The sequence below is a fragment of the Variovorax sp. 22077 genome, assembly GCF_052044195.1.
Classification (GTDB): domain Bacteria; phylum Pseudomonadota; class Gammaproteobacteria; order Burkholderiales; family Burkholderiaceae_C; genus Variovorax; species Variovorax atrisoli.
This window is the reverse complement of record NZ_JBQEQC010000002.1, coordinates 290,788-304,224: the sequence shown is the minus strand read 5'-3', so window position 1 is coordinate 304,224 and position 13,437 is coordinate 290,788. Positions and strand designations below refer to the sequence as shown.

Here is a 13,437-nt window from a genome sequence, read left to right as displayed (position 1 = left end):
TGAATGACGTATTCGCGCATGCGCCGGTGATTTCTAAAGTTCCAGCCATGGTGCTCGGGGCACCGTCCGATGCACTTCGATGGTGCGCGGCCTTCCTTTCCAACAACCTGCCTGGAGTTTCCTGATGTCGCGTGATTCCGATCTTTCCCTCGATGCCATGGCATTGCGCCGCCGCCGCCTTCTGCAGGGCGCCGCCGCGCTGCCCGTGATGGGCCTCAGCGGCCTGAGCTTCGGCCAGGGCCAGTTCCCCACGGCCAAGGTCAACACGACGAAGCTCGCCGTGACGGACACCGAGGTGACGGTGGGCCAGCTGCACTCGTCCACCGGCACCATGGCCATCTCGGAGACCGGCTCCATCCAGGCCGAGCAGCTCGCCATCGACCAGATCAACGCCATGGGCGGCATCCTGGGCCGCAAGATCAAGGTCATCAAGGAAGACGGCGCCTCCGACTGGCCCACCTTCGCCGAGAAGTCGAAGAAGCTGCTGGTCAACGACAAGGTCGCGGCCGTCTTCGGCTGCTGGACCAGCGCCTCGCGCAAGGCGGTGCTGCCGGTGTTCGAGAAGGAGAACGGCCTGCTGTATTACCCGACCTTCTACGAAGGCCTGGAGCAGAGCAAGAACGTGATCTACACCGGCCAGGAGGCCACGCAGCAGATCATCTGGGGCCTGGACTGGGGCGCGAAGGAGAAGAAGGCCAAGACCTTCTTCCTGGTGGGCTCCGACTACATCTGGCCGCGCACCTCGATGAAGATCGCGCGCAAGCACATCGAGAACTTCCAGAAGGGCTCGGTCAAGGGCGAGGAGTACTACCCGCTGGGCCACACCAACTTCAACTCGCTGATCAACAAGATCAAGGTGGCCAAGCCCGACTGCATCTTCGCGGCCGTGGTGGGCGGCTCGAACGTGGCCTTCTACAAGCAGCTGAAGGCCGCGGGCATCACCGGCGACAAGCAGTTCCTGCTGACGCTGGCCGTGACCGAGGACGAGATGACCGGCGTGGGCGGCGAGAACTTCGCTGGCTTCTACTCGTCGATGAAGTACTTCCAGACGCTGGACAACGCGAACAACAAGAAGTTCGTCGAAGCCTTCAAGGCCAAGTACGGCAAGGACGCCGTCATCGGCGACGTGACCCAGGCCGGCTACCTCGGACCCTGGCTGTGGAAGGCGGCGGTGGAGAAGGCCGGCAGCTTCGACGTCGACAAGGTGGTGGCCGCATCGCCCGGCATCGAACTCAAGACCGCGCCCGAGGGCTACGTGAAGCTCGACGCCAACCACCACCTGTGGAGCAAGGCGCGCATCGGGCAGGGCCAGGCGGACGGCACCTTCAAGGTGGTGGCGGAGTCGGCCGAGCTGATCAAGCCGGATCCGTTCCCGAAGGGCTACCAGTAACCGTGTCTTTCTCCCTCCCCCTCCGGGGGAGGGCAGGGGTGGGGGCAGGCGGCCGTCGATGAAGCCCTGCGCTCGCAGGCGCCGTCTGTCCCCATCCCAACCTTCCCCCAAAGGGGGAAGGAGCCAATACCCCAAACATCGGAATCCGTTGCCATGACTTTGTCGGACATGCTGAACATCGGCCTCATGCAGGGCTTCGCGGGGCTGAGCCTCTTCGCGGTGCTGCTGCTGATGGGGCTGGGCCTGGCGATCATCTTCGGCCAGATGGGCGTGATCAACATGGCGCATGGCGAGTTCATGACCATCGGCGCCTACTCGATCTACCTGGCCGCGCGCGTCACCGAGAGCCTCGCGCCCGAGTTCATGCCGTACTACTTCCCGATCGCCATCGCGCTGGCCTTCGTCTTCGCCTTCATCGTCGGCTGGATCGTGGAGTGGGTGCTGATACGCCACCTCTACAAGCGTCCGCTCGACACGCTGCTGGCCACCTGGGGCGTGAGCCTGGGGCTGCAGCAGATCTTCCGCACCTTCATCGGGCCTAAGGAGGTGAGCCCCACGCTGCCCGAATGGCTCATGGGCTCGTGGACGCCGCACGAGGGCCTGGACATCCCGATCAACGGCCTGTTCGTGCTGGCGCTCACCGCGCTGGTCACGGGCGGCGTGCTGGTCGCGCTGCACAAGAGCCGCTGGGGCCTGAGGGTGCGCGCCACCGTCGCCAACCGCACCATGGCCAACGCCACCGGCATCGACACGAAGAAGACCGACCGCCTCACCTTCGCCATCGGCTGCGGCATTGCCGGCGTGGCGGGCGCGGCCTTCACCACCATCGGCTCGACCGGGCCCACCTCGGGTTCGCTCTACATCGTCGACGCCTTCCTGGTCGTCACCTTCGGCGGCGCGGCCAGCCTGTTCGGCACGGTGGTCTCGGCCTTCGGCATCGCGCAGACGCAGTCGGTCTCGGAGTTCTTCATGACCGGCTCGATGGCCAAGGTGCTGACGCTGTCGCTGATCGTCTTCATCTTGATGCTGCGCCCGCAGGGTCTCTTCGCCGTCAAGGTCCGCCGTTGAAGGCACGCATGAACCTGCTGCGCGATCCGATCTCGCACCGCTCGCTACGGATCCTGCGCGCCTTCAATTCCCTCTTCCTGCTTTGGAGTCATCGATGAATTTCATCAAGGCCTCGATCCAGCGCTACCAGCTCGGCAGCCTGCTGCTGCTGGTGCTGCTGCTCGCGGTGGTGCTGCCGCTGTCGCTCGACATCTTCCGCCTCAACCTCGTGGGCAAGTACCTCACCTACGCCTTCGTGGCCGTGGGCCTCGTCATGGTGTGGGGCTACGGCGGCGTGCTGAGTCTGGGGCAGGGGGTGTTCTTCGGCATCGGCGGCTATGCGATGGCGATGTTCCTCAAGCTCGAGGCTTCCGATCCGGTGTCGACCAAGATCCAGACCACGCCCGGCATCCCGGACTTCATGGACTGGAACCAGATCACCGAGCTGCCCACGCTGTGGCTGCCGTTCAAGAGCCTGCCGGTGAGCCTCGCGCTCGTGGTGCTCGCGCCGATGGCGCTGGCCTGGCTCATCAGCTTCGCGATGTTCAAGCGGCGCGTGGGCGGGGTGTACTTCGCGATCATCACGCAGGCGGTGGCGCTGATCTGCACCGTGCTCATCATCGGCCAGCAGGGCTACACCGGCGGCGTGAACGGCATGACTGACCTGAAGACCCTGCTGGGCTGGGACACGCGCACCGACAGCGCCAAGTACGTCCTCTACTACGTCTGCGTCGGCCTGCTGGTGGGCAGCATCCTGCTGTGCCGCTGGATCCAGACCAGCAAGCTGGGCACGCTGCTGCTGGCGATGCGCGACAAGGAAGACCGCGTGCGGTTCTCCGGCTACGACGTCTCGAACTTCAAGGTCTTCATCTTCTGCCTGGCGGCGGGGCTCTCGGGCATCGGCGGCGCGATGTTCGCGCTGCAGGTGGGCTTCATGTCGCCGAGCTTCGTGGGCATCGTGCCCTCCATCGAGATGGTGATCTTCTGCGCCGTGGGCGGCCGCATGAGCCTGGTGGGCGCGGTGTACGGCGCGCTGCTGGTGAATGCGGGCAAGACGCTGTTCTCGGAGAGCTTCCCCGACCTGTGGCTGTTCCTGATGGCGGCGCTCTTCATCGGCGTGACCATGGCCTTCCCGATGGGGCTCGCCGGGGTGTGGGAAGAGAAGATCCGCCCCTGGTGGAAGTCGCGCCGCCAGGCGCTGCGCGAAGCCGCTGTGAAGCCGCCCGCCGCTTCCGCTGCCGTGCCCGCGCCGTCCGCCACATCGACCCCGACCGAACCGACGCTGCCCGAAGGCGTCGGCAGCCAGCGCGCCTGACCGGAGCCAGCATCCATGAGCAACACCGACTTCGCGCTCGCCGTGGAAGACCTCACCGTCTCCTTCGACGGCTTCAAGGCCATCGACGACCTGACGCTGTACATCGACCGCAACGAGCTGCGCGTGATCATCGGCCCCAACGGCGCCGGCAAGACCACGCTGCTCGACCTGATCTGCGGCAAGACCCGCGCCAGCGCCGGCAGCATCAAGTTCAGGAACACCGAGCTCACCAGGATGGCGGAGCACAAGCGCGTGCGCCTGGGCATCGGCCGCAAGTTCCAGACGCCGTCGATCTACGAGAACCTTTCCGTCTTCCAGAACCTGGAGGTGTCGTTTCCCAAAGGGCGTTCGGTGTTCGGCGCGCTTGCCTTCAAGTGCGACGACGAGGTCAAGGCCAGGGTGCAGGCGGTCGCCGAGGAGATCGGCCTTGCCGACAGGCTCGACACCGAGGCCGGCCTGCTGAGCCACGGCCAGAAGCAGTGGCTGGAGATCGGCATGCTGCTGATGCAGGAGCCCGAGCTGCTGATGCTCGACGAGCCCATCGCCGGCATGAGTGCGCGCGAACGCGAGCTCACCGCCGAGCTGCTCAAGCGCATCTGCCAGAACCGCGCCGTGATCGTCATCGAGCACGACATGGCCTTCGTGAAGCAGATCGCGCACAAGGTCACGGTGATGCACCAGGGAAAGATCCTCGCCGAGGGGCCGATGGAGAAGGTGCAGGCCGATCCGAAGGTCATCGACGTCTACCTGGGGCACTGACATGAGCAACATCAACCTCAAGGTCGAGGACCTTCACGTCGCCTACGGCCAGAGCGAGGCCCTGCACGGCATCTCGTTCGACGGCCATGCCAACGAGACCGTCGCCATCATGGGCCGCAACGGCATGGGCAAGACCACGCTGTTCAAGAGCCTCATGGGCGTGCTGCCGCTCAAGAGCGGGCGCATCGAGGTGGCGGGGCAGGACGTCTCGCGCGACGAGAGCTTCCGCCGCGTGGCCAAGGGCATCGCCTACGTGCCCCAGGGCCGCATGATCTTTCCGACGCTGACGGTGGAGGAGAACATCCAGACCGGCCTGGAGAACTCGAAGACGCGGCGCATTCCAGAGGAGATCTACGCGCTGTTCCCGGTGCTGTGGGACATGAAGAACCGCAAGGGCGGCAACCTCTCCGGCGGACAGCAGCAGCAGCTGGCGATTGCGCGTGCGCTCGTCACCGACCCCAAGGTGCTCCTGCTCGACGAGCCCACCGAAGGCATCCAGCCTTCGATCATCAAGGACATCGCCAAGGCACTCAACGAGATCCGCAAGCTGCGCGGCATCACCATCGTCGTGTCCGAGCAGGTGCTGAGCTTCGCGATGGACGTGGCCGACCGGCTCTTCGTGATCGAGGGCGGACGCCTCGTGCACGAGACGGCGCGCGACAAGACCGACGTGGAGCGCATCAAGGCCTATCTCTCTGTCTGATTCTTCCGTTCAACACAACCCAACCAGGAGCCACTGCAAATGACGGACACGCTGATCAAGGTCGACCTGACCAAGCCGCCCACCGAGAACGAGATGATCCACAACCGCTGGCATCCGGACATCCCGATGGCCTGCTGGGTCAACCCGGGGGACGACTTCATCCTGGAGACCTTCGACTGGACCGGCGGCTTCATCAAGAACAACGACAGCGCCGACGACGTGCGCGACATCGACCTGAGCACGGTGCACTACCTCTCCGGCCCCGTGGGCGTGAAGGGCGCCGAGCCCGGCGACCTGCTGGTGGTCGACCTGCTGGACATCGGCGCCAAGCAGGACAGCCTCTGGGGCTTCAACGGCTTCTTCTCCAAGAAGAACGGCGGCGGCTTCCTCACCGACCATTTCCCCGAAGCGCAAAAATCGATCTGGGATTTCAAGGGCATGTTCACCAGCTCGCGCCACGTGCCGGGCGTGAACTTCGCGGGCCTCATCCACCCCGGCCTCATCGGCTGCCTGCCCGACAAGCCCATGCTCGACATGTGGAACGAGCGCGAGAAGGCGCTCATCGCCACCGACCCGGACCGCGTGCCCGGCCTGGCCAACCCGCCTTTCGCCGGCACCGCCCACATGGGCAAGATGACCGGCGAGGCGAGGGCGAAGGCCGCCGCGGAAGGCGCGCGCACCGTGCCGCCGCGCGAGCACGGCGGCAACTGCGACATCAAGGACCTGTCGCGCGGCTCCAAGGTGTTCTTCCCGGTGTACGTCGATGGCGCGGGCCTGAGCGTGGGCGACCTGCACTTCAGCCAGGGCGACGGCGAGATCACCTTCTGCGGCGCCATCGAGATGGCCGGCTGGGTGCACATGAAGGTCTCGCTCATCAAGGGCGGCATGGCCAAGTACGGCATCAAGAACCCGATCTTCAAGCCCAGCCCCATCACGCCGCAGTACAACGACTACCTGATCTTCGAAGGCATCTCGGTCGACGAGAGCGGCAAGCAGCACTACCTCGACGTGAACGTGGCCTACCGCCAGGCCTGCCTGAACGCGATCGAGTACCTGAAGAAGTTCGGCTACTCGGGCGCTCAGGCCTACTCGATCCTCGGCACGGCACCGGTGCAGGGGCACATCAGCGGCGTGGTCGACGTGCCCAATTCGTGCGCCACGCTCTGGCTTCCCACGGGCATCTTCGACTTCGACATCAACCCGAGCGCCGCCGGCCCGGTGAAGATGATCGACGGCAGCGTGAGCATGCCGCTCTCGCCCGACCTGCGTTGAAGAAAGAGAAAGGCGCGCGTCCATGCCCACCTACGACTACGCCTGCGGGCATTGCGGCGGCTTCGAGGCGCTGCGGCCTTCGGGCCTGCGCGACGAGCCGGCCGCGTGCCCCGACTGCGGCAGCGCTTCGCCGCGCGTGCTGTCGGCCGCGCCGCGTCTCGCGCTGATGGCCTCGGGCACGCGCCGCGCCATCGAGACCAACGAGCGCGCGCGGCACGAGCCCGTGAGCTCTCGCGACTATGCGCGGCTTCGCCATCCGGCGGGCTGCGGGTGCTGCGGATCGGGCAAGCGAGGAGCGACGGTGACCGCGCCCAACGGCGCAAAGGCGGCGCCGTCGAGGCGCCCCTGGATGATCAGCCACTGAAGAACAGTGCCGCGAGCCAGGCAGCAGGAAGGAAAAAGGGGGAAGGGGAGGGATGAACCCCCTATTGACCAGTTTCTTTTCAAGAGGCTGCATTGTTTCAATCCTGTGAACGCCGCGGTTCATTTTGCGAGCGTTTTTTGATGCCGATCAGGATCAAACTTCTCCTCACCAACCAACCGTTTGCCCTGAAGGAGATTGAAATGAATGCCTCGAAGATCCTCGCCGCTGCCGCCCTCTCGCTCCTGGCTGCTGCTGGCGCCCAAGCAGAAACCTATGACGGCGTGCACGTCGTGAACTCCTCGGTGAGCCGCGCCGAAGTCGCTCCGCAAGCCGTTGCCGCCGCTCGCGTCGGCAACGAGTACAGCGAAGCCTCCTCCGCTGGCGCCCAGGCCTTCACGTCGACCGCCAACCGCGCCACCGTCCAGGCCGAAGCCGTCGCCAAGGCGCACGACCCGCTCGCCAGCCTCGACCGCCGCGCGTTCTACCGCGACGAAGTGCCGGCTGCGTACAAGAAGCCCAGCGTGTCGTTCACGCGCCAGGCTGGCCTGTAATCAGGCGACACCGGCAGCTGCTGCGGCGGTTGCCTGAAAAAGGACGAAGCGGGCCGAAAGGCCCGCTTTTTTCATGGGCGGCCGATTCACCTTATTGCCCAAGCGCTTCGAAAATATACGCAATGAGTATATATTCGCGGCCATGAACATGCCGCAACAGGTGCTCCTCCGCGACGCGATGCGTCAACTCAACATGACGCGCGACGCCTTCGCGGAGCGCATCGGCAGCCGAAGAAGGGCGCTCGACGCCTGGCTGCTGCCCGACGAATCCAATGAATTCAGGGCCATGCCCGAGGTTGCGCGGCGCTTCGTGAGCGAGATCCTCGCTTCCGACGGTCGGCGCGGTGAATATACGCAAAGCGCACATGATGGGGCGCTGCGCAGGTCCATGGCGGTCGAGGGCTCGCACCACCTGCTGTCGGTCAGCCAGTTCAACCGCGACGCCATCGACGAGCTGTTCCAGCTGGCCGACGTGATGCAGCCCATCGCGCGCCGCCGCAAGGTGAGCCGCGTGCTCGAAGGGGCGGTGCTCGCCAATCTGTTCTTCGAGGCCAGCACCCGCACGCGCGTGAGCTTCGGTGCCGCGTTCTGCCGGCTGGGGGGCTCGGTGTGCGACACCACGGGCTTCACCTTCTCCTCGATGGCCAAGGGCGAGTCGATCTACGACACCAGCCGCGTGATCAGCGGCTACGTCGACGCCATCGTGGTGCGGCACCCTGAGCAGGGCTCGGTGACGGAATTCGCGCGCGCCACCAACGTGCCCGTCATCAACGGCGGCGACGGCCCGGGCGAACATCCGAGCCAGGCGCTGCTCGATCTCTACACCATCCAGCGCGAGTTCTCGCGTCTGGGCAAGCTGGTCGACGGCGCGCACATCGCGATGGTCGGCGACCTGAAATACGGGCGCACCGTGCACTCGCTCATCAAGCTGCTGGCGCTGTACAAGGGCCTGAAGTTCACGCTGATCTCGCCGCCTTCGCTGGCCATGCCGGCGGAGATCGTCGATGCGGTCAGCCGCAACGGCCACGTGGTCGAGACGGCCGCCACGCCGGCCCAGGGGCTGGCCGGCGCCGACATCATCTACGCCACGCGCATCCAGAAGGAGCGCTTCGCGCACGACGAAGTGCTGGAAGGCTTCGACAACGCCTTCGAGATCAACCGCGCGCTCATCGAATCGGCCTGCAAGCCCGAGGTGGTCGTGATGCACCCGCTGCCGCGCGACAGCCGCCCCGGCTCGCACGACCTCAGCGTCGACCTGAACAACGATCCGCGCCTGGCCATCTTCCGCCAGACGGACAACGGCATCCCGGTGCGCATGGCCATCTTCGCCACGCTGCTGGGCGTGGACAAGCTGGTGAGCCGCTCGATGCGCGACGCCGCCTGGACACCGCCTTCGCACATCGGGCCGGACGACAGCATCTTCCACGGGCTCGACTGAGGCCCGCGGCTGTCGGGCGCGTCAGGCGTGTCAGGTGTGGGAGAGGATGTTGACCAGCTTGCCGAACGGATCGCGCACGTAGAAGCGCCGCACGCCCCAGGGCTCGTCGACCGGGCCGTATTCGATGTCGAAGCCCGAGGCCCTCATGCGCTCGAAGGCTTCGTCCACGTCATCTACCTCGACGGACAGATCGGGCACCGCGGTGCCTGAGCCGCCTTCGGACGCGAAGCTCAGCTGCACCGTCATGCCGGCCTGCGAGCCGTAGGTCTGGATCCAGCCGTGGTCCATGAGCAGGTCGAGGCCGAGGATGTCCTTGTAGAAGACGGCGGCGCGTGCGGGATCAGGGGTGGCGAAGTTGGCGACCAGGCGTTTGACTTTCATGAGACCGTTGTCTTCCTGATGGCGAAGGTTCGGGCCCGGCCGTTGTACTCGGCGTGCAGCAGGTGGCTGTCGACGCGAATGCCTGTCCATCGGTCGACGTGACCGTCGGAACCCACGATCTCGAGACTGTGGGGAGACACGACGCGATAGCTGAAGACGGGGGCTGCCACCGGACCGTTCTTCGTGCCGATGGTGGCGACGACGCTGCCGTCCAAGCGGAACCGATAGGTGCCCGCGTCGGTGTCGGAGACGAGATCCAACGCCCGATCGAATGGAATGGCGGCGATGGCCATGCGGGTTTCTCTTGAATCCTTCAGATGAAATCCAGCCATTCCCTTGCCCTCCGGACGCCGTGGGCGATCGCCTCGTCGATGTCTTCGAAATGCCAGTCTGGCGCTGGACGGCCGGTGGGGGTGACCAGCGACAGGAATCCCGCTCGGGATCTTTCCGAAGTGACGGCAAGCACCGGGAAGGGTGGCGCGCCGGGCTCTCCTTCCTCGCCACGAAACTGTGCAACGTCATGGAACACCTGGAGCAACGAATTGCCCCAGCGATACGTCATGGCGCGAAAGTCCAGGATCACGCAGTCCGCGTCGAATGCCTTGAGGCCCGTCAGTGTGCTTGTGGCAATGTAGGTGGCATGGCCGTTGCCGAGGCTACCCTCCGGATACTCGCCTTCAAAGGAAACGACAAGCACCGTCATCCGGTCTGTTTGCGCCGGATCAGCCAGAAGGAAGCGGCAGCGCAGGCCCTCGGGAACCAGAGGTGTTGCTTCGGTCAGCGTGAATCGTGTCATCTTGAATCGATCCTCATGTCTTGCGTGCAATGCTGACGGGACTGGATCCGGCGCCGTTGCGGAAAGCTCGCCGGTACTTGACGAAACCTTTCTTCTTCGAGCCGGAGAACCCGCATCGTTCGAAGAAGTTGTGCGCTCTGCCGCGCTCGACGGCGCTCAGCAACATGATCTTGGTGCAGTCACGCGCGATGCATTCCTCTTCGATGTGCCGCAGAAACGCAGTCCCCAGGCCTCTGCCACGAGATGCCACGCTCACGACGATGTTTTCGACGATCGCGAATGGCTGGGTCGCGTACATCACGTCGGCGCAGAAGATCAGGAGCGCCGTCGCGTGGAGCACATCCTTGTCCTCCATCACGAGCGACGAGGTTCTTGGGTCATCTTCAAGTTCTGCGATGCGCTCCGGCAACACGCACACGTTCGCGCTGTCTACAAGCTCGCCATAGAGGTTCTCGATGCCCTTGGCATCCCCGGGCCTGGCGCGGCGAATGGCGATCGGCGAGGCTTCGGCGTACGTTGTGTCCACAGATGATTTCCGAGAGCGAAGCGGTCGAATATAGAGCTTCGCTGCGCCGCACATGCTCACGCGTGCCTAAGCGAACCCTCACCCCAACCTAAGCAGCCCCTCAGCGGCCGATAAGTACCGCGCCCTAGAGTGAATCCGTCGTCATCACTCAACTCAAGGAGACAGCCATGAGAGTTCGAACCATTGCCCTGTGCATCGCCGCTGCGCCCGCGCTGGTGCTGGCATCGCTCGCGCATGCGGGCGGGCGTGCCGATCCGGACTACCCGCAGCTCTCGCATTCCACGCAGTCGCGCGATGCGGTGGCCGACGAGGCCGCGCGCGCGAACAACGGCGTCCATGCGACCGAGGTTGCCGAGTCGCAGCCGGCACCGAGCGTGTCCGGCGCCGATCGCGCCCAGGTGCAGGCCGAGGCGATTCGCGCGAACAACGGCATCCACCCGACCGAGGTGATGGAGTCGCAGGTGGCGCCGCCCGTGGCGTCGGCGAACCCGTCGGGTTCGCCGGTCGAGCACGCGATGGGTGAGTAGGACGCGGCGGGGCCGGGCCTCAGTCTCGCGTGAGCACGAAGCGCTTGCGGATGCCGCTCGCGGCCGAAGGCGCCACCCACAGGTCGAATTCGCCAGGCTCCACGATGGGCTTCATGTCGCGGCCGATGAACGACAGGTCGTCGGCCGTGAGCGTGAACTCGACGACTTCCGACGCACCCGGCGCGATGCTCAGCTTGCGGAACCCCTTGAGCTCGCGCACCGGCCGCGTGACGCTCGCGGCGCGTTCGCCGATGTAGAGCTGCACCACTTCCTCGGCCTCCCGGGTGCCGGTGTTGGTGACGGTGGCGCGCACGCGCAGCGTGCCCGACAGCGGCATGCGCTCGCTGCTCAGTTCCACGTTGTCGTAGCGCACGGGTGCATAGCCGAGGCCGAAGCCGAAGGGGTAGAGCGCCTCGTTCGTCGCATCGACATAGCGGGTCTTGAAGGCCATGTCGGGTACGTTCTCGGGCGAGGGGCGGCCGGTGCGCTTGTGGCCGTAGTAGTAGGGCACCTGACCGGCCGTCTGCGGAAAGCTCACGGGCAGCCGGCCCGAGGGATTGAAGTCGCCGAACACCACGTCGGCGATCGCGTTGCCGGTCTGCACGCCGAGGAACCAGGTCACGAGGATGGCGCGCGCATTGCGCACCGCGCCCTTGAGCGCCATCGCGCGGCCGTTGCTCAGCAGCACGACCACCGGCTTGCCGGTGGCGGCCACTGCCTCGGCCAGGTCCTGCTGCGCCTGCGGCAGGCCGATGTCGCTGCGCGAGCGTGCCTCGCCCGACATCTTCTGGCTTTCGCCGATGGCCAGCAGCACCACGTCGGCATCGCGCGCGGCGGCCACCGCCGCTTCGATGCCGCCGGGCAGCGCCGATTCGATGCCAGAGCCGCGCACCACGTTCACCGACGAATTGGGCCCCAGCGCCGTGCGCAGGCCCTGGTCGATGCCCACCGGCGCCGACTGTCCGGGGAACAGGCTCCAGGCGCCCATCAGGTCGATGGTGCCCTCGGCGAAGGGTCCGATCAGCGCGATCTTCGTGCCGGCCTTGGGCAGCGGCAGCAGCATGCGCTCGTTCTTCAGCATCACGATGGAGCGGCGTGCGCTCTCGCGGGCCAGCGAGATGAATTCGGGGTTCTCGGGGCGCTGTGCGGCGGGCAGGCCGTCGAGGCCGCGCATGGGGTCGTCGAACAGGCCCAGCTTCTGCTTGACGCGCAGCACGCGGCGCACGGCCTCGTCGAGCCGCGACATCGGCACTTCGCCCGAGGCGACGAGATCGGGCAGGTAGCGCATGTACAGGCCGCTCTGCATGCTCACGTCGGTGCCCGCCATGAAGGCCTGCTTGGCTGCCTCGCGCGGGTTGGCCGCGTAGCCGTGCTCCACGAGTTCCTCGTCGGCCGTGTAGTCGGAGACCACGAAGCCGCGGAACTTCCATTCGTCGCGCAGCACGCCTGTCAGCAGCGCGGGATTGGCGGTGGAGGGCACGCCGCCGATCTCGTTGAAGGCGCTCATCACCGACAGCGCGCCCGCGTCCAGTGCCGCGCGGAACGGAGGCAGGTACACCTCGCGCAGCGTGCGCTCGGAGATGTCGCTCGCGTTGTAGTCCAGCCCGCCCTCGGCCGCCCCGTAGGCCGCGAAGTGCTTGGGCGTGGCCAGCATCGAGTCGGGCCGGGAGAGATCCGGGCCCTGGAAGCCGCGGACTCGCGCGGCCGCGAACTGCTTCGCGAGGAAGACGTCCTCGCCCACGCCTTCGAGGCCGCGGCCCCAGCGCGCGTCGCGTGCGATGTCCACCATTGGCGCGAAGGTCCAGCGGAAGCCGTCGGCCGTGGCTTCCACTGCCGCGGCGCGTGCGGTGCGCTCCGCCAGCGCGGGCTCCCAGCTCGAGGCTTCGGCCAGCGGCATAGGGAACATCGTGCGAAAGCCATGGATCACGTCGGCGCCGAAGATCAGCGGAATGCCCAGGCGCGATTCCCTGGTCGCGATCTGCTGCAGCCTGCGCTTGCCTTCGAGGCCCGCGTTGTTGAAAAGGCCCGTGAGACGGCCGGCGCGAACGTCGGCTGTCTCCTGCTGGGCGTTGCGCCAGCCGGCCTGCGGATTGTTGGGCGTGTCGATGTCGGCGGGCCCGTACAGGCTGAGCTGGCCGGCTTTCTCCTGCACCGTCATGCGGGAGATCAGGGCTTCGATGCGGGCGTCGGCGTCCTGCTGTTGCCGGGACGCAGCCGTCGTCGCATCGGGGGCGGCCGATGCGGAGGGCAGGAGGAGCGCGAAGGAGAGGAGGGCGCAGGTGGGGGCGAGAAAGCGCGCCGGAAGGCGCGGGAGTCGGACGTGCATGGGCTCCTATTCTGCAGATATCGGGAGTCGTCCCAGGACGGT

General features: G+C 66.1%; 15 protein-coding genes. 10 read left to right on the top strand and 5 right to left on the bottom strand.

Features of this window, described 5'->3' with window-relative positions; genetic code table 11:
- Positions 1–124: 124 nt before the first annotated feature.
- The 9 genes from urtA to ACTJLF_RS03875 all read left to right on the top strand — a co-directional run bounded on the left by urtA (position 125) and on the right by ACTJLF_RS03875 (position 8,839).
- Positions 125–1,390 (top strand): urea ABC transporter substrate-binding protein, encoded by a 1,266-nt coding sequence (urtA, locus tag ACTJLF_RS03915; protein ID WP_019652148.1) that lies wholly within the window; start codon positions 125–127, stop codon positions 1,388–1,390.
- Between the two features lie 153 nt (positions 1,391–1,543).
- Positions 1,544–2,458 carry an urea ABC transporter permease subunit UrtB gene (urtB, locus tag ACTJLF_RS03910; protein WP_019652149.1) on the top strand — a complete coding sequence of 305 codons (915 nt, stop codon included), beginning with the start codon at positions 1,544–1,546 and terminating at the stop codon, positions 2,456–2,458.
- A 94-nt stretch (positions 2,459–2,552) separates the two neighbouring features.
- Positions 2,553–3,752, top strand: coding sequence for an urea ABC transporter permease subunit UrtC (gene urtC, locus ACTJLF_RS03905; protein WP_440882523.1), 1,200 nt, complete (start codon positions 2,553–2,555; stop codon positions 3,750–3,752).
- Positions 3,753–3,767: 15 nt separating this feature from the next.
- The gene (gene urtD / locus ACTJLF_RS03900) at positions 3,768–4,511 is read left to right on the top strand and encodes an urea ABC transporter ATP-binding protein UrtD (protein WP_019652151.1); all 744 of its coding nucleotides are present in this window, start codon (positions 3,768–3,770) and stop codon (positions 4,509–4,511) included.
- A gap of 1 nt (position 4,512) precedes the next feature.
- Positions 4,513–5,214: an urea ABC transporter ATP-binding subunit UrtE gene (gene urtE / locus ACTJLF_RS03895; RefSeq protein WP_019652152.1), complete on the top strand. Its 702-nt coding sequence runs from the start codon at positions 4,513–4,515 to the stop codon at positions 5,212–5,214.
- A 39-nt stretch (positions 5,215–5,253) separates the two neighbouring features.
- Positions 5,254–6,486: a formamidase gene (gene fmdA, locus ACTJLF_RS03890; protein ID WP_126182110.1), complete on the top strand. Its 1,233-nt coding sequence runs from the start codon at positions 5,254–5,256 to the stop codon at positions 6,484–6,486.
- 22 nt (positions 6,487–6,508) lie between these two features.
- Positions 6,509–6,850: a zinc ribbon domain-containing protein gene (locus ACTJLF_RS03885; protein ID WP_132751317.1), complete on the top strand. Its 342-nt coding sequence runs from the start codon at positions 6,509–6,511 to the stop codon at positions 6,848–6,850.
- Positions 6,851–7,050: 200 nt separating this feature from the next.
- The gene (locus tag ACTJLF_RS03880; RefSeq protein ID WP_020722905.1) at positions 7,051–7,401 is read left to right on the top strand and encodes a hypothetical protein; all 351 of its coding nucleotides are present in this window, start codon (positions 7,051–7,053) and stop codon (positions 7,399–7,401) included.
- A 142-nt stretch (positions 7,402–7,543) separates the two neighbouring features.
- Complete coding sequence (locus ACTJLF_RS03875; RefSeq protein WP_354323720.1) at positions 7,544–8,839, top strand: aspartate carbamoyltransferase; 1,296 nt, start codon at positions 7,544–7,546, stop codon at positions 8,837–8,839.
- A 30-nt stretch (positions 8,840–8,869) separates the two neighbouring features.
- Here ACTJLF_RS03875 and ACTJLF_RS03870 read toward each other — a convergent pair whose 3' ends face one another.
- The 4 genes from ACTJLF_RS03870 to ACTJLF_RS03855 are packed head-to-tail and all read right to left on the bottom strand — an operon-like array spanning position 8,870 to position 10,542.
- Positions 8,870–9,220 carry a VOC family protein gene (locus tag ACTJLF_RS03870; protein ID WP_440882522.1) on the bottom strand — a complete coding sequence of 117 codons (351 nt, stop codon included), beginning with the start codon at positions 9,218–9,220 and terminating at the stop codon, positions 8,870–8,872.
- Positions 9,217–9,513, bottom strand: coding sequence for a hypothetical protein (locus ACTJLF_RS03865; RefSeq protein WP_440882521.1), 297 nt, complete (start codon positions 9,511–9,513; stop codon positions 9,217–9,219). The genes ACTJLF_RS03870 and ACTJLF_RS03865 overlap by 4 nt, the downstream gene beginning before the upstream one ends.
- Before the next feature lie 20 nt (positions 9,514–9,533).
- Entirely contained in the window at positions 9,534–10,016 is a 483-nt protein-coding gene (locus ACTJLF_RS03860; RefSeq protein ID WP_126182101.1) for a hypothetical protein, read from the bottom strand.
- Between the two features lie 13 nt (positions 10,017–10,029).
- Positions 10,030–10,542, bottom strand: a complete 513-nt coding sequence (locus tag ACTJLF_RS03855) for a GNAT family N-acetyltransferase (protein ID WP_440882520.1) — start codon at positions 10,540–10,542, stop codon at positions 10,030–10,032.
- A 167-nt stretch (positions 10,543–10,709) separates the two neighbouring features.
- On the opposite strand from ACTJLF_RS03855, the gene ACTJLF_RS03850 reads away from it, so the two are divergent.
- Entirely contained in the window at positions 10,710–11,069 is a 360-nt protein-coding gene (locus ACTJLF_RS03850) for a hypothetical protein (RefSeq protein WP_019652158.1), read from the top strand.
- Between the two features lie 19 nt (positions 11,070–11,088).
- Here ACTJLF_RS03850 and ACTJLF_RS03845 read toward each other — a convergent pair whose 3' ends face one another.
- Positions 11,089–13,395 carry a glycoside hydrolase family 3 N-terminal domain-containing protein gene (locus ACTJLF_RS03845; protein WP_440882519.1) on the bottom strand — a complete coding sequence of 769 codons (2,307 nt, stop codon included), beginning with the start codon at positions 13,393–13,395 and terminating at the stop codon, positions 11,089–11,091.
- Between the last annotated feature and the right edge of the window lie 42 nt (positions 13,396–13,437).

Bases quoted from the DNA above. Each gene is read 5' to 3' on its own strand.
- urtD (WP_019652151.1), top strand. From the start codon at position 3,768: ATGAGCAACACCGACTTCGCGCTCGCCGTGGAAGACCTCACCGTCTCC.
- ACTJLF_RS03865 (WP_440882521.1), bottom strand. From the start codon at position 9,513: ATGGCCATCGCCGCCATTCCATTCGATCGGGCGTTGGATCTCGTCTCC.
- ACTJLF_RS03885 (WP_132751317.1), top strand. From the start codon at position 6,509: ATGCCCACCTACGACTACGCCTGCGGGCATTGCGGCGGCTTCGAGGCG.
- ACTJLF_RS03845 (WP_440882519.1), bottom strand. From the start codon at position 13,395: ATGCACGTCCGACTCCCGCGCCTTCCGGCGCGCTTTCTCGCCCCCACC.
- fmdA (WP_126182110.1), top strand. From the start codon at position 5,254: ATGACGGACACGCTGATCAAGGTCGACCTGACCAAGCCGCCCACCGAG.
- urtA (WP_019652148.1), top strand. From the start codon at position 125: ATGTCGCGTGATTCCGATCTTTCCCTCGATGCCATGGCATTGCGCCGC.
- urtC (WP_440882523.1), top strand. From the start codon at position 2,553: ATGAATTTCATCAAGGCCTCGATCCAGCGCTACCAGCTCGGCAGCCTG.
- ACTJLF_RS03870 (WP_440882522.1), bottom strand. From the start codon at position 9,220: ATGAAAGTCAAACGCCTGGTCGCCAACTTCGCCACCCCTGATCCCGCA.
- urtB (WP_019652149.1), top strand. From the start codon at position 1,544: ATGACTTTGTCGGACATGCTGAACATCGGCCTCATGCAGGGCTTCGCG.
- urtE (WP_019652152.1), top strand. From the start codon at position 4,513: ATGAGCAACATCAACCTCAAGGTCGAGGACCTTCACGTCGCCTACGGC.
- ACTJLF_RS03860 (WP_126182101.1), bottom strand. From the start codon at position 10,016: ATGACACGATTCACGCTGACCGAAGCAACACCTCTGGTTCCCGAGGGC.
- ACTJLF_RS03875 (WP_354323720.1), top strand. From the start codon at position 7,544: ATGAACATGCCGCAACAGGTGCTCCTCCGCGACGCGATGCGTCAACTC.
- ACTJLF_RS03850 (WP_019652158.1), top strand. From the start codon at position 10,710: ATGAGAGTTCGAACCATTGCCCTGTGCATCGCCGCTGCGCCCGCGCTG.
- ACTJLF_RS03880 (WP_020722905.1), top strand. From the start codon at position 7,051: ATGAATGCCTCGAAGATCCTCGCCGCTGCCGCCCTCTCGCTCCTGGCT.